This is a genomic window from Vibrio sp. SSH13-20 (assembly GCF_040104475.1).
GTDB lineage: Bacteria > Pseudomonadota > Gammaproteobacteria > Enterobacterales > Vibrionaceae > Vibrio > Vibrio harveyi.
Map to the genome: position 1 here is coordinate 853,492 of NZ_JBECOU010000001.1, position 21,397 is coordinate 874,888.

A 21,397-nucleotide genomic window follows, 5' to 3' on the forward strand; every position below is an offset into this window, starting at 1 on the left:
TGAAAACTAAAATTTCCTCTTTATGAGTAGCCCTCGTTTACGTGTTCAATTCGAAACACTGTTTGAAAAATTCTCTGGTAATAACACGGAAGTTCAACTCGAAGATATTACCGATGCACTTTTCTGTACTCGCCGAAACGCTCGAATCGTCCTCAATAAATTAGAGGAAGAAGGGTGGATTGAATGGCATCCTGCCGCTGGTCGAGGAAAGCTTTCTACACTCATTTTTAAACGTAATCGCAGTGATGTTAGCGAGAACCTCGCACGCCGTTATCTAGATGAAGGTAAAATTGGTCAAGCATTGGAGGCGCTAGATAATGACGCCGCCAAGCTTACCCAAGTTATTCAAGGTTATCTTGGTCTCCAACATCGTCAAGGTGAGCAAGTTGTGCGTTTGCCGTACTACCGACCACTTGCGATGTTAAACCCTCAAAAGCCGATGCGCCGTTCTGAGCAGCATATCGCACGTCAGGTATTCAGTGGATTAACTAGACTGGATGATAATGAACACCTCCAACCGGATTTGGCGCATTATTGGGAAGCGCTTTCAGACACTCATTGGCGTTTCTATTTACGTCGAGGTGTTCGTTTTCATAACGGTGAACTACTGACCACCGACTGTGTCATTGAGAGTATTAGTGCGTTAAGCGAGTTGAATCTTTTCTCTCATATCGAAAATGTAATGTCGCCAGAGCCTTGGACGGTGGATATTCATCTTGTTCGTCCAGATAAATACTTACCACTTGCTCTGAGTGAATCCCAAGCAAAAGTACTCTTACCGAGCACGCTGCGTTCGGAAGAATTCGATAGAAAGCCAGTAGGGACTGGACCATTCCAAGTTAAAGTAAATGACGACAAGCGCTTAATTTTGACTGCGTTTGATGGCTACTTTGGGTTACGTCCTCTGTTAGACCAAGTAGAGGTGTGGGTGATCGATGAAGCCTATTCGTCAATGGTTTACCCAAGTTTGACCAAACCCCAAATGGATAAACAAGCCTCTACTGACGAGGTTGAGCTGGATCCCGGTTGCACTTTCTTACTACTGAATAAAAATACAGGTGTTGCAAAAGACCCACGTTGGGCTGAGTTTCTTAGTCAAACATTAAACAGTTACCAGGTGTATGCTCATGTACCTCAAGACAAAATCATAGAGCTGGGTGTGTTACAAGCCTTTGGTTTGAAGCCGGGCTGGATCGATCTGAGACCAAGTGTTGCGGGTGAAGTACCTCAGAAAGATAAAGTCATTTACGTCGCTTACCAAAAGAAGCACCCAATGTTTCCTGTTATTGCTAAAGCGATCAAAACCTTGCTAAAGCCACATGGTGTTGAGGTTGAGTTCATCCGTTATGACACGCAACCACCGTCACCAGAAGAAGTGGATATTTGGATCAAAGCAATGGGGATCGCCACCAACCGTAACGATGCGCTCGCAGGATGGTTGTTAGATTACAGTGACATTGACAAATTCAGTGCCGGATATGATTTCTCTGGTTGGGCAGGGCTGGTGGATCAATGGCGTGCTGGTCAACACAGCGATTTCCCAGCTCGTGAGTTAGGTAGGCAACTTGTGAAGAGCTGCCAAGTGATCCCTATGTTCCATTGTTGGCTAGGCGTAAACAAAGACCATAGTGGTGCGCTACAAAACGCCAAATGCAATGCGCTAGGGTGGTTCGATTTCAGCAACGTATGGGTAAAACCAAAAATAGAGAAAGATGGCGAAACCGAATAAGAAGCAACCGACTAAAACCGTCGAGATATATTGCGCCAAATGTAAAGCGCAGCTGTTCAAGTACCGCAAGGGCGGCAAAGGTGCCCTCGTTAAATGTTTTAAGGAACGTATTGTCGAAGACTTTACCAACACGCCTTGCATTTGCCCTGGTTGTGAACAAGAGTTTGCAAGAGACACCTTAGTAAGAGGAACGCCTGCCTACAAGATGATTGGTGGTAAGGTAACGATGAAGTAAGAGTAAGTTATGAGCGAACAACACGAATACTGTATGGTTTTGAGTACTTCTGGTACAGAGAAGAACCGGGACGAAATCATCAAAGGGCTACTGGAAGGGCAGTTAGCCGCTTGCATTCAGACGATGGCAATAGAGAGTCACTATGTGTGGAAAGGTGAAGTCTGCAGCGACAATGAATGGTTGTTGATCATCAAGACACGCAAAGATCTCTATGCATTAGTAGAAGATAAAATAAAAGACCTGCACGAGTATGAGGTCGCTCAAATCGTACAGGTCCCAATTGTCGAAGGTTTTAACCCGTATTTAGAATGGCTTCGCCAGTCGACGCTGAGTTGTCAGTAAAAGTAACGACACAATTGCTCCCATGGTGTCGCACAACATGTCTTTCTGGGCATCCCATATATCACCCTGTGAACCCAGAAAGGCAATACCCTCATCACCACCAGCTATTGCCGCATACCACCATTCAATGATTTCGTAACCAGCTGCGAGTGACATAATCGCAAACAACGCAAACCAAGATGCAAATCCGGAACTGATCCTTTTCTTATTAATTAGATATTCAGCAATAGGATAGGCATACAAGCCGATAGAAAAGTGAGCGACGCGGTCAAAGTTATTACGCTCAGAGCCAATTAAGTTATTAAACCAATCAAATGGGACTTCTGCGAAGGTATATTTTGCGCCGATCGTATGAAGGCATAACCAAATAAACATCAGTACATAGGCTGTGTTACTAAACTGATAGCGAATAGACAGTGCCCAAATGGCAATAAGAATACCAATAGCTGGTACGATTTCCGCGAACCAAACTGCGCGTGAACTTGGCTCGAGTGCAGAATATAGAAAAACGATGGCGTAGAAAATGGTCAAACCCAACAGGGTAGAAGTGCTTTTCATACAGAAATTGATCCTTCAATTAAATACTGGCTCTATGATTACACTTAATTGAACGGTGTGCAATTAATAAATTTAACAAGGAGATGATTACTTTTTATGTTGATATATTGCCAAACTGCTCAACAATAAAACGTTTGCGCGTAAACATTTCATTAAAGTTTGATTTACAACATACCCATCCATAGAATTCACCGTTCAGTCTAATAAAAAAGAAGTAAAGTCATGAAACTGGAAACTGTCGATTATCTTGCTGACGATGCTGCTCAACAGTTCGTCACCTCACTGCGCGAAACGGGTTTTGGTGTTCTTAAGAACCATCCAATTCCTCAAGAGCTGGTCGAATCTATTTACAAAAACTGGTACGAGTTTTTCTGCTCAGAGCAAAAGAACGATTTCCACTTCAATGTTGAAACACAAGACGGATATTTTCCACCATCAGTTTCTGAAGTTGCGAAAGGTCATTCAGTCAAAGACATCAAAGAGTACTTTCACGTGTACCCTTGGGGTCAGATGCCAGAACAGTTAAGAGAAGAGATTTTAGAGTACTACGAGCGCGCTAATGCATTCGCTCAAGAACTGCTTGGTTGGGTAGAAGAATACGCACCAAAAGACGTTCAAGAGAAATTCTCAATTGCGCTGTCAGAGATGATTAACAACAGCGATAAAACGCTACTTCGTGTTCTTCACTATCCACCAATGACGGGTGAAGAAGAGCCTGGCGCAATTCGTGCTGCCGCGCACGAAGACATTAACTTACTAACGGTTCTGCCAGCAGCAAACGAACCTGGTCTGCAAGTAATGAGCAAAGAAGGTGACTGGTTAGATGTGCCATGTGACTTCGGTAACTTGATCATTAACATCGGTGATATGCTGCAAGAGGCGTCTGGTGGCTACTTCCCGTCAACAACGCACCGCGTGATTAACCCAACCGGCGGTCGCCAAGAAAAGTCGCGTATTTCGCTTCCGCTTTTCTTGCACCCGAAACCAGATACGGTACTTTCAGAGCGTTACACTGCGCACAGCTACCTGATGGAACGTTTAAGAGAATTAGGCGTTATTTAAGTTAACGAGATCTTGCTTCAAAAGGCTGATGGTTTATGACTGTCAGCCTTTTTGTGTTTATGGTACAAATTGACTAGCTTTATATAACAGGTACTTAAACGGTTAGGGGATACATGGACGAACAACTCAATGTTTGCCAAAACAGTCAGCAATACATGGAAAACCCATTATTGTGGCCCATTTTAGACATCCTCAGAAAGCAGCCTTCAAATTGGAAGGTGCATACTTTAGCTCATGAGCTCAGCCAAAAGGGCTACATACAACAGTTAGATGAATCTCCGGATAAAGATCTTTTCAAGCGAAATTTCTTATTAATGAACGCGCTCTATCAATTGCAAGAAACGCTTTATCCCGATGGTTGGTTGCAAGTTGAAGCAATGAATATTGTGCTTATGTCCGCCATAGAAGCCTCTCGCCACAGCGTTGATACCAATGATCCTCTAAGAGAGTATTACCTTGATTGGAAGAACTACGAAGCGGACGAAGGCGAGGTGCGCCGACTACTTAATGATTTCTGGAGTCGATATCAACGTTACATCGGGGGAAATGTCTCTGATGACCTAGACCGAAGTAAAGCGCTACATTTATTTGAGCTAGATGCAGACGCAACCCGAACTGAGATTCGCCGACAATGGCGTAAGCTGGCATTACGTTGGCACCCAGACCGAGAGAACGGTAATGCAGATAGGTTTAGAGTGCTATGCAATGCTTGGAACGTACTTCGAAACGGATAATGAATTCATTTTAAGTTACATTGTCACGTGTTGGGCGTCATGATTCGTACAAGATTAAAAAGGCAGCGTTTATCGCTGCCTTTGTTAGCTGTTCGTTGGGTATTAACGAGAAGGTTTGAACTGAGACTTACGCATACGGTTCAGCGCTGCCATTACGTCCAATGTACGAGGTTTCGCTAAGTCGCCTTGTTTAGGCAAGGTCGCGTACCATTCACCAGTAAGCATGTCTTCGATTTCTTTTGCAGGGTGGTTACACCAACCCGGAAGTTGAGCAATTTGGAACCACAACCAACCAATCGTGTTTACTTCATCCGCTGACTCAAGTTGCTCAAGCGCACTTAGATCTGTGAATTCTTTACCGAAGCGAAGAGAATCTTTGCCTTTTGCATTCACACGGAACTTGCCGTCTGTCAGGATGTTCATTAGCGCTACACGGTTTAACGCACGAGGGCGGAATGTTTGCAAGCTTTCTTCTGACTCGTTGTGGCGCTGAGTCGGATGCTGTGCAATAACTTGCTTCGCTTTTTCTGTTACATCAACTGCTTGGTAATCGTGCATTTGGATAACGGTATCTGCAACGTCTAGGTAGTCACCTGAGCCACCCATAACGATGATGGTCGAGATTTCAAGCTCATCACGCAATTGTCCGATGCGATCTACCAAAGGTGTGATAGGCTCGTCGCCTTTGGCAACCAATGCCTGCATACGTTCATCACGAATCATAAAGTTAGTTGCTGACGTATCTTCATCAATAAGCAGTGAACTAGCGCCGGCCTCGATAGATTCTTGCAACCAAGCGGCTTGAGAGGTTGAACCAGAAGCGTCTTGCGTAGAGAAATCTGCCGTATCTTTACCCATTGGTAAATGGTTGATGTAGTTAGATAAATTCAAGTGATGAACGCAGCGACCGTCTTCTGCACGAATCTTCATCGCGTTCGCATCAGTGACGATGTATTCGCGACCATCACCAGGGATGTGATCGTAAATAGAGCGTTCAATCGCATTTAGCAACGTTGATTTACCGTGGAAGCCACCACCAACAATCAATGTGATGCCTTTTGGAATACCCAAACCTGTTACGTAACCTTTGTTTGGCGCATGCAAAGTTACTTGAAGTGACTCTGGCGCTTTAAATTCAACCGCGTCTTTCATCGGCAAGTCACAGTTACCTGCAATACGCGGAAGGATGCTGCCATTCGCCACAAAAGCGACTAGATTGTTTGCTTCAAGTTGCTCGCGCAGAGACGCTTGGTCCTCAACCACTTTACAGTGCTCAATCAATGCGTCTTTGTTCAGCTCGCGCTCTAATGTTGCGCGACGAATAAACTTCGGCAAGTAGAAAGTCAGAATGTTATTCGCTTTTTTGCCAAGAACAGAGCGACCTTCAGCTGGTAGGTTAACACGGAAGCGAAGCTCAATACCTTCTTCAGTGAAAAGTACTGCCGTATTGTCCAAAACGGTTTGACCGCTAAGTGAGATAGCTACGGTATTCTCTTGCTTTGCAAACTCATCAAAGCTACGCGCAATGAAGTCACGAGCTGCACGCTGGAATGCTGGAGATTCATCTTTTAGCCATTCGAGACCGGTCAAAGACCACGCGCGAGTTGCACGTAGGCGAGAAGCAGATGCGTACGGGTCACCTTGTACGTAGTCGATGTACAAGTCGAAATCACCGAAGTCGTATTGACCTTTGATTTGTTGGTATGCGCGGTAGTTCTGCTTTTCGATTTTCTTAAGCGTGGCAGTCAACTGATCCATGAAGATAATGGCCTTTTTATTGGAAGCGGGCGGCGATTATAGAAACCACCGCCAACAGAGTAAAGGAAATGCTTAGGAAGAATAGGTGTATTGACCACCTAATAGGTTTTGATTAAACAAACTTTGTTCGAATTCATTACAAGGCATTGGCTTACCATACAAAAAACCTTGTCCGATATCGCAGCCTTCACCAATTAGAAACTGCTCTTGTTGGCTGGATTCAATACCTTCAATGACAACTTGGAGATCAAGCTTTTTAGCAATATGGATAATGGAACAAATAATGGCTCTGTCATCGTCAGATTTTTCCATCTGCTGAACAAAGCTTTTATCAATTTTAATCGCATCAAAAGGGTATTTCTTCAAGTAACTGAAAGAGGCATAGCCTGTCCCAAAGTCATCTAGTGACAGTGTAACGCCAAGCTTGTGTAGTTTATTCAACGTGTTACGTGCAACGACTTCATCTGCGATTAAAGCGCTCTCAGTCACTTCTAGCTCAAGGAAGTGTGCTGGTAGATGGAAGGTTTCAAGTAGATGTTCTATCTGTTCGGCAAAGTTAACGTTTTGCAATTGTATAGGCGAAACATTAACGGCAATTTTGAAGTTATCCACTAACTCAGACCATTGCTTGGCTTTGTCTATGGCTGTGCGTAAAACGAATGAACCCACCTCAAAGATCAAGCCGTTTTGCTCTGCCATATGAATTAGCGCTTCATTTGAGACATCACCTAAGACAGGATGACGCCAACGTAACAGCGCTTCTGCACCTATCCATTTGTGCGTGTGGGGAAGCACCTTAGGTTGGAAGTACAACATCAGGTCATCATTACGAACTGCCTGTAGAAGATAGCTTTCTAATTGATTGTGGTTGTTGAGATCTTGCGTATGACTTTCGCAGAAATAATTGTATGACTCGCCAGACTCTTTGCACAACAACATTGCATAGCAAGCATTTTGTAGCAGTTGCTTGGCATGGCTGTTTCGATGAGCTTGGACGACACCAATGTAAGAATGAAGATGCACTTCATTGTCATCGATATAAAAATTGCCAACGCTCACATGAGTAATTTCGTCGAGTAAATGTTGGACTTTCGGCTCGATATCTTCGCCTGAAACAATGAGCACAAGATCGTTGGAGCTTGGTCGCCCTGTGACAAAATAACTGGATTCACTGTGACCAAGACGAAAGCGAAACTCCTTCAACACTTCGTCGAAAGCTTCGAATCCGTATTTGGTTTGGATGCTACGGGCGTTACTGAATCCAATGTTAATCACGACCAAAGATTGATCGTCATGGTTGATGGACTCAATGACTTCGTCTAGTTGTTCTTCTAAAGCAGCGCGGTTAAGAAAACCAGTGCCTTGGTCGTGAGTTTGTTGATAGTTGACTTGTTTCTCGGCAGCTTTGCGTCTGTCGATCTCTTTCGTCAATGAATAACTGAGTTGCGCAAGGTCGGTAGTGCGCGTTTCGACTCTGTTTTTTAATTCGCTATTTAGCCTTACTAATTTGTGTTGCTGGAATACAACCGCAAGTTGCGCCTCGATAGATTCTTTGAAAGAACTTAATAACTCACGGTAGGTGTCGCTGTATTGGTTCTCTTTAGTATCTAGCATACAGATGGTACCGAAGGTTTCACCGTTCGGCCAGTACAAAGGCAGCCCACAATAGGAGATCATACCAAGTTTGATATCCGGGTTGTCTTTCCATTCCTGGTCTTTGAGTGCATTCGAGACCAGGAGTTCGCGCTTGTGTTGAATGACATGTTCACAATACAGACCATGTCCAAGGGCTTCTTTGTCACCCACTTTATAGGGGTTATTTTCCGTTTCGCTAGAGGTATTGACTTCGATATGCTCTGGATGCACACGCATGATAAGCGTAGTGGGAACATCCGCAATGCGGGCTAACAAGTTGACGATGTTTTGCCAACTTCTCCGCATTGAATCGGGGATCTCATAATCCAAGGTTTGCAATGTGCCCATAAAGGTAATCCTTTCCCGTAAGTTCACGTCCTGTGAATGAAAGTCGTTGTAATTTTTATGTGAGCTTATTCTTGTTGTTGAGTAGTTATTTAACCATTCGTTTAGTTTAAGTATAGGGACGGCAGAACCCGAAACAAAAAAAAGTCCTGAAAACCTTTCAGGACTTTGAAATACTTGGCACTATCTCAGTAGTGAGACGCTAGAATCCAAGTGCAAGCCTATGGCTTGAGCGCCTTGAGTGCTTTCATCGATATATCTTGAGAGTAATCGACACCTTCAAAGTTGAAGCCATTTAGCTTCATAAATTCGTCTTTGAATCCAGCATAGTCACCCACTTGTTTGAAGTTATCTGCGTTCATTTGTGAAAGAAGTTCACTGACTTCTTTCTGAACTTGGGGATCTAACTCCAGATCATCGATTCGAATCAAACGTTCACCATCGACAGGTACTTTTTCTTGGTCGTACAACTTCGTCGTGAACAGACGTTGCATTTGCTCGATACAACGTTCGTGGGTGCCTTTTTCCTTCATCACACGATACAGAGCGAGTAGGTAAGGACTGAGAGCAGGAATAAACACACTCGCTTTTGTGACAAGCGCTTTACACACGGTCGCGTAAGCGCCACCACCAAAGTTTGCCATCTTTATGTTCAATGCATGACTGGTTTGGTGTAAATCGACTTTTGCACGACCTAGCGTGCCATCAAGATAAATTGGGTGTGTGACTTCGGGTCCCATGTAAGAGAAGGCGATCGTTTTGCAGCCTTTTGCCACCGATTCAGAGTTGATCAGCGTATCGATCCAGCTTTCCCAATCTTCTCCGCCCATCACCTTAATTGTTGCTTCAGCTTCTTCTTCTGATGCTGGAGCAAGAGTGGAGTCTATCCACTGATCGTTTTCCAGCATAATCGATGCACCAGTGACAGATTCACCAATAGGTTTGATGACACTGCGCCAAAACTCGTCAGATTCTGCCTTCGGACGAACACCAGTCGCCAAGCTGTAAATGACTAAATCTACTTCACCTTCAAAGTGAGTTTCGATAGCTTCGATTACTTGGTTGCGCACAGAATCAGAAAAAGCATCGCCCACGATGTTTACTGCTGTTCGACCGTGATGAGTCGCTTCTTCTTTAAAGTAAATGTTGTTGTACCAACCAGCACTACCAACGCCCTTATCAGATGGTCCACGCTCGAATGAAACGCCGATCGTGTCGGCCTCAGCGCCGCCAAAGGTGAGGGCGATGCGAGCAGCCAATCCGAAGCCGGAAGACGCACCGATGATCAAAACCCGTTTGGGACCATGTTGGATCTGCGGAGCTTGTTTTACGTAATTAATTTGCTCTTTGATGGAAGCGCGGCACCCATACGGATGTGCCGATCGAGCTACAACACCTTGAATTAACGGTTCTATTTGCATTGTTATTATCTAACCTTGGTGAATAAGATGCCGAGTAGAGTAACGTAAAGTTTGGTAAAACTTATTGAGCTAGACCATCAAAATTAGAGATGTTTAACCAATTCTTGCGCAACGAAGTCTGCGATAAAAGGCTGAGCTTCTGGTTTTGGGTGCAGACCATCATCCATCATCCATTCAGGTTTAATGATGACGTGCTCTAAGAAGAAGGGCATCAGAGCCACTTTTTGGTGTTCAGCAAGCTTAGGGTAAATATCGTAGAACATATCGCTATAGCGCTTACCGTAGTTTGGTGGCACACGGATTTGCATCATCACAACATCCGCACCAGAATCTTTGATCATGGTAATCATTTTCGATAAGTTCGACGTAATAAGTTTAGGTGGGAATCCACGAAGACCATCGTTGGCACCGAGTTCAATAAGGACGACGTCAGGAGTGTGCTGCTCAAGGAGAGCTGGCAAACGCGCAAGACCGTTACCTGTGGTGTCTCCTGAGATACTGCCATTTACAACTTTTACATCTTGACCATGTTCTAGTAACGCATCAGGAAGTAAGCTAGGCCAACTCTCTTCGATTGGCATTTGATAGCCAGCGCTTAGGCTGTCACCCAAAACAAGCAACTTTTCGTTCGCCTGCGCAGAAACGGAAAGACAGAAAAAAAGAACTAAGGAAAGTATACGAATCATGCAAACACCTGTACTTAAAGCACCTATTGTTCAAGCTAATTTAGTTTCTAAACAAGTCTCTACTAATCAAGAACATTTAACAATCCTTAAAAATGTAAATGTTGACATTAGAAAGGGCGAGAAGATTGCCATCGTTGGTACCTCTGGCGCGGGCAAGTCTACATTGATGACACTGCTCGCTGGATTAGATACACCAACCTCAGGCGAAATCACCTTATTAGGGCATGAGCTTTCAAAGTTAGACGATGAAGCTCGTGCAAAAATTCGTGCGGACTCGTTGGGCTTCGTATTTCAAAGCTTTCTTCTCATTCCAAGTTTGAGCGCATTACGAAATGTCACGTTACCTTGTCTTCTACGTGGTGAAGCTGAAGATGATGCAAGAGCAAAAGCATTGCTGACAGCGGTTGGGCTGGAAAAACGTCTCGACCACTTACCAAGTCAATTGTCGGGGGGAGAACAACAGCGTGTCGCTCTTGCACGGGCATTTATGACTCAGCCAGAACTGCTGTTTGCCGATGAACCAACGGGAAACCTCGACCATCAAACCGCCGAAAGAGTCATCGAGCTTCTGTTTGATTTGAATGAACAGCATGGCACAACGTTAATACTGGTTACTCACGACAGTCATTTAGCCAGTCGTTGTGACCGTGTATATCGAATGGAAGCAGGCGAGTTGCAGGAGGAGGTGATATGTCCGTGATCTCTTCAAGTGAGCAAGACTCAACTCAGATGCCTAAGCAGGCTAAACAATCGCCAAACAAAAGCTTAGTACGTTGGAGTCTCGGTGAAATCCGTCAAGGAAACCTATGGCCGATCAGTGTTGCCTTGATTCTCGTGATTGCCAGTATTTTTGCGCTCTCGGCTCTGGCAGAAAGAATGGAGCAGGTGATCGTTAAGCAAGGTAAAGATGCGTTAACAGCTGATGCTGTTTTTGTGTCTGCTAATCCTATACCAAATACTTTGTTGGCTGCTACCGACGAGATGCCACGCTCTACCATGACACGATTCGCTACCATGGCATTCAGTGATACTGGCATGCAGCTTATCTCTGTTCGTGCCGTTGATGAGCAGTACCCTCTGATGGGTGAATTAGTCTTGGACAATAACTCAGCCGGCCACGTCAAAGAAAACCAGCTATGGCTTGATGAACGCATCATGGCGCAGCTTGATGTTAAAAAGGGTGACGCTGTCACTATTGGTGATGCGGACTTTATCGTTTCAGGTGCAGTTTTGATGGAACCAGGTTTGAGCTTTAACCCATTCCAACAAATGCCTTCAGCCTATATTCATCAAAGCGATGTTGAAAAAACAGGGGCAATCCAGTTGGGGAGCCGTGTTCAATATCGTTTGTTTTTAAAAGGCGACGATGCAACATTAACGCAACTGCAAGACAGTACTGAATTGTCACCAAGTGATCGCTGGAGAACGCAAGATACTGCAAGTCGAAGTAACGAAGTCTTCGAACGAACAACTCAATACCTGTCTTTGACGGTTGCTATTGTTATCATCATGGCGGCAACGACGTTGGTTTTGACTTGCCAAAGCTACGTGAACAGCCGAACGCAAACCATCGCAATGTTGAAAAGCTTGGGGGCGAGTCGCCGCTGGATTGAAAAGTGGCTTTTGATTCAAGTCACTATTTTGCTGCTTAGTGCCAGTATTGTTGGTCTGCTATTAGGTAGTGGTTTGGAGTATTTATTGCGAATTCCCCTCAGGGATTTGTTGCCTAATCCACTGCCAAGTTACGGTGTCACTCCTGTATTGATTTCAGTTGCATCAGCGGTTCTTATTACTGTTCCAGCGCTTGGGATTCCCTTACTCGGATTAATCAAAACACCTGCTCTAGAAGTTCTTCAACAAGGTTCTGGCAAACGCTCTTGGAAACGCATGTGGCTTATCTTAGTGCCAGTCGTGCCTTTGCTTATCCTTTATGCAAACAACACTCTGGTTTGGATTGTACTTGCGGGCATTGCGATGTTATTTGTCGTGCTTGCGGCAACGAGCGTTGCGCTTACTAAGTTATTTGCTCAAGTTTCTACTCGACCAGCAATGAAGCTTGCACTCAGTCGAATCAATCGCACACCAGTCACCAGTGGTTTGCAGTTTGGCGCTTTATCGCTTTCTCTGATGTTACTTTCGATAATTTGGTTAGTACGTAGCGATATTCTTGCTGATTGGTCGAGAACACTTCCTGCGGACGCACCTAACGTATTTGCTTTGAATATCGCTGATTACGAACTAGACAGTTATCTAGAAACATTGGACAAAAACAACGTGACGCGGTCACGAGCCTTCCCAATCATTCGTGGTCGATTAGCAGAAATTAATGATGTAAGCGTTAAAGAGATTAAATCAGAGGGGCAAGGCTCAGATGCCGTGAGTCGTGAACTTAACCTCACTTGGGGGGAGACACTTCCTGAGTACAACGATGTCATATCTGGTGAGTGGAAAAACAAAGCCAGTGTATCGGTAGAAGCACAGGTTGCAGATGAACTGGGTATCGAACTTGGTGACAAATTGCGGTTTGTCATTAACAGCCAAAACTTCGATGCCACTGTTGATAGCATTCGACATGTTGAGTGGCGTGATATGAAGCCTAACTTCTATTTCATCTTTTCGTCTGACGTGATGGCAAGCTTACCAGGCTCTTATTTGATCAGTTATCGTATCGACGATGATAACAATGCATTGTTGACGTCGATGTCGCGTGCACATCCGACGGTCTCCGTACTCGATATTCGAACCATGGGTGACAAAATCCAAACACTTATCCAACAAATTGTATCGGCAATCACCATATTGGCATTGCTTGGTGTAGTGGCTGGTCTTTTGCTGATATTTACATTGCTTCGTTTGAGTTTGTCTCAACGCCAGCAGGAAATTCGACTCTATCGAACATTGGGGTCAAGTAAGAAGCGTATCAACACTACGTTATGGGCTGAATACGGCATTATGGCAATGGTGGCGAGTGGCGTTGCAGTGTTTGCAGCAGAGCTCTGTGTCGCTGCTGTGATGATATATGGCTTTGAGCTTAATGCGCAGATCCACCCTGAATTGTGGATAGCTTTACCTTTCGCTACGTTTGTTGTTCTTGCTTTAGTGGTAATGAGCCTTTTGAAAAGATTGTTAACGCCAGTAAACACTTAATTAGCCTCCGTTTAACTACCGCGGATGCACTCCATGACAGTTTTATTTTAGTTATCCACAAAAACGGTGGATAACTTTTGGGATAACTGAGTCGTTAGTAAAGTGGGGTGTTTCCGCAGGCTTTATGCCATGGGTGTTAGCGTAAAAATATTATTCACACAGGGTCAAAAACACGCTTTCCTAACAACCTCGTCAAGCACTTTTTTCGGAAATTTTTTGCTCTCAAAAGTAACTTTTGACGTATACCGTTAACAAACGCAAACCCATGAACTTTTTGTGATTTTAATCATACTCAAACCCGAGTAGAATCGACACTAAGTAAAGATTTCTCCTTATAAAATTTTCAGTGAAGCAATGAAGTCTGAGTTTCCAAATCGTAAAGATAAACACATCGCTATCGTTGGTGGTGGCGTAGCAGGTTCAACTGCTGCGATTCACTTTGCCGAGTTAGGTTTTAAAGTGTCCGTAATCGAAAAAGGGGTATCGTTGGTGAATGGTCCCCCAATATGCCATTTGCATGCCGGCGGCAACCTGTATCGAGAGATTTCTGAACAACAATGTTTAGATCTTCTAACCCAGTCTATTGAGACGATTCGCTTGTATCCCCATTCACTGAATATTCGTCCGACTATTATTGCTGTTCCGTATTCAGACGGTGGTGAACCAGAAACTTTGTTACCACGACTGGAAGTGATTAAACGTGCTTACCAAACGCTGGTTGCCCAAGACTCTCGAAACCAAGTTCTAGGTGAACCTGATGAGTACTACAAACTCTACTCGAAGGAAGCGTTACTACAACTTGCGAGCCAAGCTCAACCAGAACAGCCTCAAAGCATTGATGAATGGTGCATCCCATTTGCTCAGCATGCCGATCTAGATGAGCTTAAATACCCGGTTGTGGCGGTTCAAGAGTATGGTTGGAGCGTATTCCGTCTTGCTGCAATCGCGAACATGACTTTAGAGCAGATGCCAAACGTCGATGTAATTACACAAGCGGAATTGGTGGAGTCTCATTGGAATGGTTCTGCTTGGACTTTGGCTTATACAAAAGATGGCTCTGAACATGCGTTGAACTGCGACTTCTTAGTGAATGCGTGCGGTTTTGAAACCGGAGTCGTGGACGACAAGGTAGGTGTCCGGCGTGAACGTCTTGTTGAGTTTAAGGCAGCATACGTCACTCGTTGGAACGAATGTACTCAACAATGGCCAGAGGTTATTTTCCATGGTCCTCGTGGTACTGATAAGGGCATGGCTCAATTAACACCTTATGGCGATGGTTATTTTCAACTACATGGGATGACCAAAGGTATTACGTTGTTTGACGATGGTTTAGTCGAAAGTTCACAGGCTTCTGCGCAGCCAGAACTACCGACAAGTTTGTTATCGAAAATACGACATGGTTGGCGTCAAGAGATACTTGATGAGCGTACCGACAATGCGATAGCACACATGGCGCAGTTCATTCCAGATTATCATACGGCAGTAAGAGGTGGTAAGGCGTTATTTGGTGCTCAGCAGATCCCAGGGACAGATCCAGTACTGCGAGCCGCGGACGTCACGTTTGAAGAAAATAACTACGCGCGTATCGAAGTGGTTAAAGCGTCGTCTACATTACTCGCTGCGCAGAAAATGGCGCAATATTGGTTTGATATTGAACCTAGCGATAACGTCGAGCAGCAGCATCCTGTGACTGTCCATTGGACTGATCAAGAAGTAGAGGATTGTGCGCTCAAACTGACCTATGAGCGTGGTTATCCGCAAGCATTAGCAGAGCGCTACGGTATGTAACATCCGCGCTTGATACTAAACTACTAGAAGGGCTCAATAACCAAAAAATTGAGCCCACTGACACCATACATCTTGTAGACCTTGTCTATCTCCTCGTATAAAGCTCACGGATTGTCCCGGTTTTGCCTGAGCCAAGCGCGGCAAATCAATCCTAGCGACGCAGCCAAACTTAGGATACCCCCCAATAGTCTGATGATCATTTAACAAAATGATTGGTTTCCCGTCGTTTGGTATTTGGATAGACCCAAGCGCAATACCCTCAGATAAAATGCCATCGTAAGGAGGAGTGATAGTTTCCCCTTCTAGGCGATAACCCATGCGATTCGAGTTTGGCGATATTTCAAATATCGTGGAATAGAAACGGTCGATCGCTTCTTGAGAGAAGTCGTTGTATTGATAACCCTCAATAACGCGAAGCTTGATAGGAAGGTTATAATCAGGCTTAAAACGAAAAGTCATTTGCTTGGACTTTCGGCTAGGGAGTGCGTGTGGGTTGAAACCTATGATGTCTCCAGCTTTCAATGCCAAGCCATTTTGTTCGATGCCTCCTAAGGATTCTCTTAATACTGTTGATGAACTCCCTAAATGTTTCTCGACATTAAAACCGCCTTTCACGGCTAAGTAAGCTCGAAGACCATTGCGTGGCATTCCAAACTTAAGTGTTTGTCCTTTTTTTAACGAAAAGTCAGACCAATTGGTGAGTGCTATTCCGTCAATAGAAGCATTTAAATCACCCCCACAAATAGAAAGGTGACAGTCTTCTAGTGCTTTGAAGCTGGCATTCCCGAGCGTAATTTCAATGACTGAGCAATTTACAGGATTCTTTAATAGATGATTTGCCCAACTGTAAGCGTAATCATCAACCGGACCGCCTTGCGTAATACCAATATGCGCGAGCCCAAAACGACCGAAATCTTGAATCAATGAGAGTGGACCTGGTTTCTCTACGATTAAACCTGAAAAACTCATAATTTGCCCCCTAAATTGATGTATTCCTGTCTTGTGATTGAACCAAAAGTGACCTTGTCACCAACTTCAAAAGGAATAAATGGAGGCGTATCAGTGAACAACGAGATGGGTGTTCGACCTATGATGTTCCAGCCTCCAGGGCTATCTGAAGGGTAGACAGCGGTTTTACTGTCCGCTATCGCGACGCTGCCGGCTGGAACGTGAGTGCGGGGGGTATTGTGTCGTGGCATGTGTAATGCCTTTGGTAAGTCTGAAAGAAACGCGAACCCTGGCGCAAAGCCGATTGCTGATACCGTGTAAACCGTTTTGGTATGCAGCTCGATCAATTCAGCCAACGGCAAACCAGCATCGTTGAATCGTTCTAAATCGAGCGCGGTCTCTTCTGAGTAGTAAACCGGAATGGAAATGTAGTTAGGTTGCTTATTATCCATCGAGCGGACATCAAAACGAGTAACGAGTTGGTTCAATTCTTTGAGGATGATGGATTCGTTAATTCTAAAGGGCAGGTAATCGATCAAAATAGTTCGGTATGACGGAACAACATTCATGATTATGAGGCTAAGTTTATCGGCAATCTGATGTGCTAACTCACCAATGTGTTCGACGGTCACCGCTTCATGAAAGCGAATCAGAATACTGCATTCAGAGATAGGAGAGATTGAAAACTGCCCTTGATTCATTAATTTCCTCCGGTGTAGAGACTTTGGCGAATCTTTTGAATCAATGCGATGGATTCGTCATTATCTCCGTGGACACAAATTGTGTCAGCTTCTAACAAAATATATTGACCCGATGCCGTTTTGACTCTTCCTGATTCAGCAAGCATTTTGACTTGTTCTAATATAGCGTGTTCGCTGTTTAAGACCGCATTAGGTTGTGTTCTGGGTGTGAGCATTCCATCATCTTGATACAGACGGTCCGCAAAGGCTTCAAATAGCAGAGGTACATCAAAATCATCTGCTATTTCGAGATACTTTTCATTTTCTTGAGAGGCGAGGATCATTAGTGGAACTTTAAAAAGTGCCGCTGCTTTCACTACGGCGAGAAAAACGCCATCGCTTTGCATCATATCGTTATAAAGCGCACCATGGGGTTTGATGTACCCTATGTCGGTATACTGCGCTTTGCACAAAGCTTGTAACGCGCCAACTTGATAAATCACCATGTTGGTAATTTCATCGTTGGTCATTTTTAAGCTCCGACGACCAAAGCCTTGTAGGTCGGGATAACCAGGATGAGCACCAATTTCAACGTCGTGTTGGTTAGCGAGAGTAATCGTATCGTGCATGACATTAGGATCAGATGCGTGAAATCCACAAGCGATGTTCGCCATGTCAATGTGAGGCATTGCACTCTCATCGGCACCCATTTTCCACGCGCCAAAGCTTTCGCCCATGTCGCAATTCAGTGTCAGTTGCTGGTTATTCAATGTCATACGTTTATAAAAGTCCAAAGTATGCTTTAAAAATGCAGGAAATTACGTTTAAGTTCAGTGACTAACTTCATTCTTCAAGAAGAAGATTATCAAATGAAATGGTGAAAAGATCGTCGTGTTCTTTGAAATGATCCGAAATTTTAAGAAAATCATGACTAATCAGTCTAATAATTGAGATTTACGGCTTCATTTCAAGATTTGTCGTGTTAGTCTTGGCTCTTCTTTTTTGTGTGATAGTTTGCATAGCAATCCTTTCGTTATTTTGATTGCTTTCTGCGACAGGAATATATATGTCATTACGAGCAAAGCTAATATGGCCGATTCTCGCTTTCATCACGGTCATCTTTGTTACATCTCAAAGTTACACGTCATATAACACTTATCAGTCCGCCAAACATGAACTGGTCGAACAGACCAAAGTTCTGATCAATGATGCTTCTCACTCAATTAAAGATGCGCTTGCAACAAAGAACAAACCAAAAGCGCAAACCATTTTGGCTGATCTGCTTAAGAAGCCAAACGTATCACGCGTAAAGCTTTACGACAAAGACAATAATCCATTTGCTGTATTTGCTTTGGATGGCTTTGCTGCACCTTCGCCGACAGTTAAAGAGCGAAGTCGTCTGCATGAAGTAGGATACGCACTATCTGCACACTTTCTGTACGTTTTTGAGCCTATTATTCACGAAGGACAAGTCATCGGATCGATTAGGGTGACGTTGTCACGAATTCCATTGTTCGAAGTACGAGATGCATTGCTACAAGACGGTGGGCTGTTCTTAGTCATTCTTTTAGCTGGTGGAGTTATGTTCTACTTTGGGGTTGAACGACGAGTTCTTCGTCCCATAGAGGAAGTCAATCGAGCGTTGCAAGATTTAGCTAACGGGCATCACCTTAGTGGAAGGATTCACCATAAATCAAAAGACGAGGTCGGTGCATTGGTCGCTTCTTTCAACTTTATGGTTGAAAAACAGCAGCGACTTGAAAAGCAGCGCAAACATAGCTTGGAAGTGCTAGAGCGCCGTAAGGGGTTCGCCGAAGAAGTGATTGATTCTATTCAGGATTCGTTAATAGTCACGGACAACTTAGGGAGAGTGATTCATTGTAATACTGCTACGCAACGTATTTTTGAACATACTTACCAAGGGATAGAAACGGCAAACATTTGCGATCTAATCCAGACCAAGACGCCAAACGAGCTTGGACAAATACTAAGCCGAGGGCTTGAATGTGATGATATCCACCTGGAAAGTGGTGAAGGGAAGCAACAGCTAAGTTTAACCAGCCGACGCTTAGCGAAAAACGGCTATATGCTTTTCGTAATTCAGGACATCACCGAGATTGAAGAGGCAATGAATCGCCAAAGAGTAGCGGGTCGTGTATTTGAAAGCAGTCAAGATGGCTTAGTGGTGTTGAACCACCAAGGTATTATTACCATGGTTAATCCAGCAGTGACGAAGCTCGTCGGTGTAGAAGCTGACCAATTAGTGGGTAAGCCGTTCATCAAATCAATTCGCTGGAGAAAGCTACAAGCTATGATGCCGAGCATTCAAGAATCTATTGAAAACTATGGTATGTGGCAAGGAGAAGTGATTGAGAAGAACCATCTAGGTCAACTCGTTCCAATGTTTGCAAAGGTTAATTGCATTAACAAGAGCGATGACCAAAACACTTATGACATGGTCATCATTCTAACCGACCTATCAAGTGCAAAAGAGATGGAGCGTTTGGAGTATCTTGCACATCACGACGCCTTAACCGGGTTGGCAAATCGTTCTAAGTTCCACCTAGAGCTCGAAGAATTGGTACAAAGATCAGGCTATTTGCGCGACGAATTCGCGGTACTTTACTTGGATTTAGATGGCTTTAAGAATATCAATGACACTTATGGTCATGATGCAGGTGACGAAGTGCTCAAACAAGTGGCAGACCGGATGGCTGCGGCAACTCGACATAGCGATTTGATTGCTCGTTTATCGGGAGATGAATTTGTCATGTTGGTCAACCCAGCAAATCAGAAGGTCGTAACAAGGATTGCAGAACAGTTACTTGAAACGGTTTGCTCTCCAATTGAATACCGAGGCTCCCTGCTCAAAGTTGGCGTGAGCATTGGTGTGAAACTGGTTGGCGTTAACGAGCGTGACGCAACGCGTATTCTTAAGAGTGCCGATACAGCAATGTACCAAGCTAAGAAAGCAGGTAAAGGTCAAGCAATTTTAATGGGTTGCGAATCCCCAGAGACTGTTTAACTGTGGGCTAAAAACCTTTAGACTAGCCTGATTCGCGTCAGAAGGATATATAACATGAAAGTACTTGTTACGGGTGGTATGGGCTACATTGGCAGCCACACTTGTATTCAAATGATCGAAGCTGGTATGACGCCAGTGATCCTTGATAACCTATACAACAGCAAACCTACAGTGCTTGAGCGCATTGAAAAGGTTTGTGGTGCAAGACCTGAGTTTATTGAAGCGGACATCCGCGACAAAGCCGCGCTTGTTGAAGCAATGAGAGCGCACAACATTGAAGCTGTTATTCACTTCGCCGGTTTAAAAGCAGTGGGCGAGTCGGTAGAAAAACCGCTTGAGTACTACGATAACAACGTTAATGGTACGCTAGTGCTTGTTGATGCTATGCGTGAAGCAGGAGTTAAATCCATCGTATTTAGTTCTTCAGCGACAGTATATGGTGATCCTGCATCTGTGCCTATCACTGAAGACTTCCCAACTAGCGCAACTAACCCTTACGGCCGTAGTAAGTTAATGGTTGAAGAGTGTCTAACAGACTTCCAAAAAGCGAACCCAGATTGGAGTATTACGCTTCTCCGCTACTTCAACCCTGTTGGTTCTCATCCAACGGGTGAGCTAGGTGAAGATCCTCAAGGCATCCCAAACAACCTAATGCCTTTTGTCTCGCAAGTCGCAGTAGGTCGTCGTGAGTTTTTATCTGTGTTTGGTAGTGACTACCCAACAAAAGACGGTACTGGTGTGCGTGACTACATCCATGTAATGGACCTATCTGATGGTCATGTAGCCGCTCTTGAAAAAGTTGGCAATAAAGCTGGCCTGCATATTTACAACCTTGGTACCGGTAATGGTTATAGCGTTCTTGAAATGGTTAAAGCATTTGAAAACGCATCAGGCAAAGAAGTGCCGTTTAAGTTAGTTGATCGCCGCCCTGGTGATATCGCGGAATGTTGGGCTGACCCTTCAAAAGCTGCAAACGAACTTGGTTGGAAGGCTGAGCGCACGTTAGAAGAAATGACAGGTGATACTTGGCGTTGGCAGTCAAATAACCCTCAAGGTTACCCTGACGCTTAAAAAATCAAGTTTTACATATTAATAACAAAAAGGCGCACTTCTGCGCCTTTTTTGATCTAAATCGGAAAAATTCGTAAATTACTGGTTAAAAGGTAGCTTAGATAAATAGAACTGCTAAACTATGTCCGACTCTTAATTTAGGTCGTAAATTTTCTTAAGACTATCGGGGTAGTTCATGGAACTTGGTCTAATCATCGCTTTCATCGTGGCTGCAGCAATCATGGTGAAAAAAG

The 21,397-nt window shown here is 44.2% G+C and carries 18 protein-coding genes; 10 read left to right on the forward strand and 8 right to left on the reverse strand.

What is annotated here, in order from left to right:
* Positions 1–22: 22 nt before the first annotated feature.
* From ABMY42_RS03750 to cutA, 3 genes are read left to right on the forward strand one after another with little or no spacing between them, the layout of a single operon-like run.
* On the forward strand, positions 23–1,729 hold the full coding sequence (locus tag ABMY42_RS03750) for an SgrR family transcriptional regulator (protein ID WP_272760489.1): 1,707 nt from the start codon (positions 23–25) through the stop codon (positions 1,727–1,729).
* Entirely contained in the window at positions 1,713–1,964 is a 252-nt protein-coding gene (locus ABMY42_RS03755) for a hypothetical protein (RefSeq protein ID WP_005451762.1), read from the forward strand. Before ABMY42_RS03750 ends, ABMY42_RS03755 begins: the two co-directional genes overlap by 17 nt.
* Positions 1,965–1,973: 9 nt before the next feature.
* On the forward strand, positions 1,974–2,306 hold the full coding sequence (cutA, locus tag ABMY42_RS03760; protein WP_017189039.1) for a divalent-cation tolerance protein CutA: 333 nt from the start codon (positions 1,974–1,976) through the stop codon (positions 2,304–2,306).
* Here the strand turns inward: cutA and ABMY42_RS03765 are convergent.
* Positions 2,268–2,864 carry a DUF2238 domain-containing protein gene (locus tag ABMY42_RS03765; protein WP_005451764.1) on the reverse strand — a complete coding sequence of 199 codons (597 nt, stop codon included), beginning with the start codon at positions 2,862–2,864 and terminating at the stop codon, positions 2,268–2,270. The genes cutA and ABMY42_RS03765 overlap by 39 nt on opposite strands.
* Before the next feature lie 222 nt (positions 2,865–3,086).
* Between ABMY42_RS03765 and ABMY42_RS03770 the strand changes: the two genes are divergently transcribed.
* Positions 3,087–3,926, forward strand: a complete 840-nt coding sequence (locus ABMY42_RS03770; RefSeq protein WP_005451765.1) for a 2OG-Fe(II) oxygenase family protein — start codon at positions 3,087–3,089, stop codon at positions 3,924–3,926.
* 113 nt (positions 3,927–4,039) lie between these two features.
* The gene (locus ABMY42_RS03775; protein ID WP_005451766.1) at positions 4,040–4,660 is read left to right on the forward strand and encodes a DNA-J related domain-containing protein; all 621 of its coding nucleotides are present in this window, start codon (positions 4,040–4,042) and stop codon (positions 4,658–4,660) included.
* A 102-nt stretch (positions 4,661–4,762) separates the two neighbouring features.
* Here the strand turns inward: ABMY42_RS03775 and ABMY42_RS03780 are convergent, their stop codons facing one another.
* From ABMY42_RS03780 to tesA, 4 genes are all read right to left on the reverse strand, one after another.
* A complete protein-coding gene (locus ABMY42_RS03780; RefSeq protein WP_053050637.1) occupies positions 4,763–6,418 on the reverse strand; it encodes an ABC-ATPase domain-containing protein in 1,656 nt (551 codons plus the stop codon).
* A 72-nt stretch (positions 6,419–6,490) separates the two neighbouring features.
* Positions 6,491–8,401: an EAL domain-containing protein gene (locus ABMY42_RS03785; protein ID WP_017189042.1), complete on the reverse strand. Its 1,911-nt coding sequence runs from the start codon at positions 8,399–8,401 to the stop codon at positions 6,491–6,493.
* A 218-nt stretch (positions 8,402–8,619) separates the two neighbouring features.
* Positions 8,620–9,819 (reverse strand): enoyl-ACP reductase FabV, encoded by a 1,200-nt coding sequence (gene fabV / locus ABMY42_RS03790; RefSeq protein WP_005451770.1) that lies wholly within the window; start codon positions 9,817–9,819, stop codon positions 8,620–8,622.
* 83 nt (positions 9,820–9,902) lie between these two features.
* Positions 9,903–10,505: a multifunctional acyl-CoA thioesterase I/protease I/lysophospholipase L1 gene (gene tesA, locus ABMY42_RS03795; protein WP_005451772.1), complete on the reverse strand. Its 603-nt coding sequence runs from the start codon at positions 10,503–10,505 to the stop codon at positions 9,903–9,905.
* Between tesA and ABMY42_RS03800 the strand changes: the two genes are divergently transcribed.
* The 3 genes from ABMY42_RS03800 to ABMY42_RS03810 all read left to right on the forward strand — a co-directional run bounded on the left by ABMY42_RS03800 (position 10,504) and on the right by ABMY42_RS03810 (position 15,440).
* Positions 10,504–11,205: an ABC transporter ATP-binding protein gene (locus ABMY42_RS03800; RefSeq protein WP_005451774.1), complete on the forward strand. Its 702-nt coding sequence runs from the start codon at positions 10,504–10,506 to the stop codon at positions 11,203–11,205. The genes tesA and ABMY42_RS03800 overlap by 2 nt on opposite strands.
* Positions 11,196–13,652, forward strand: coding sequence for an FtsX-like permease family protein (locus ABMY42_RS03805; RefSeq protein WP_349265997.1), 2,457 nt, complete (start codon positions 11,196–11,198; stop codon positions 13,650–13,652). The genes ABMY42_RS03800 and ABMY42_RS03805 overlap by 10 nt, the downstream gene beginning before the upstream one ends.
* 354 nt (positions 13,653–14,006) lie before the next feature.
* On the forward strand, positions 14,007–15,440 hold the full coding sequence (locus ABMY42_RS03810) for an FAD-dependent oxidoreductase (protein WP_050903893.1): 1,434 nt from the start codon (positions 14,007–14,009) through the stop codon (positions 15,438–15,440).
* Positions 15,441–15,473: 33 nt separating this feature from the next.
* Here the strand turns inward: ABMY42_RS03810 and ABMY42_RS03815 are convergent, their stop codons facing one another.
* Genes ABMY42_RS03815 through ABMY42_RS03825 form a run of 3 tightly spaced genes read right to left on the reverse strand, consistent with a single transcriptional unit; the run spans position 15,474 to position 17,844 of the window.
* A complete protein-coding gene (locus ABMY42_RS03815; RefSeq protein ID WP_050935914.1) occupies positions 15,474–16,409 on the reverse strand; it encodes a biotin-dependent carboxyltransferase family protein in 936 nt (311 codons plus the stop codon).
* Positions 16,406–17,089, reverse strand: coding sequence for a carboxyltransferase domain-containing protein (locus tag ABMY42_RS03820; protein ID WP_047515782.1), 684 nt, complete (start codon positions 17,087–17,089; stop codon positions 16,406–16,408). Before ABMY42_RS03820 ends, ABMY42_RS03815 begins: the two co-directional genes overlap by 4 nt.
* Positions 17,089–17,844, reverse strand: a complete 756-nt coding sequence (locus ABMY42_RS03825; protein WP_349265998.1) for a 5-oxoprolinase subunit PxpA — start codon at positions 17,842–17,844, stop codon at positions 17,089–17,091. The genes ABMY42_RS03820 and ABMY42_RS03825 overlap by 1 nt, the downstream gene beginning before the upstream one ends.
* 290 nt (positions 17,845–18,134) lie before the next feature.
* On the opposite strand from ABMY42_RS03825, the gene ABMY42_RS03830 reads away from it, so the two are divergent.
* Together ABMY42_RS03830 and galE are read left to right on the forward strand one after the other, a co-directional pair.
* The gene (locus ABMY42_RS03830; RefSeq protein ID WP_349265999.1) at positions 18,135–20,093 is read left to right on the forward strand and encodes a diguanylate cyclase; all 1,959 of its coding nucleotides are present in this window, start codon (positions 18,135–18,137) and stop codon (positions 20,091–20,093) included.
* Between the two features lie 54 nt (positions 20,094–20,147).
* Entirely contained in the window at positions 20,148–21,164 is a 1,017-nt protein-coding gene (galE, locus tag ABMY42_RS03835) for a UDP-glucose 4-epimerase GalE (RefSeq protein WP_005451787.1), read from the forward strand.
* The last annotated feature ends 233 nt before the right edge of the window (positions 21,165–21,397 follow it).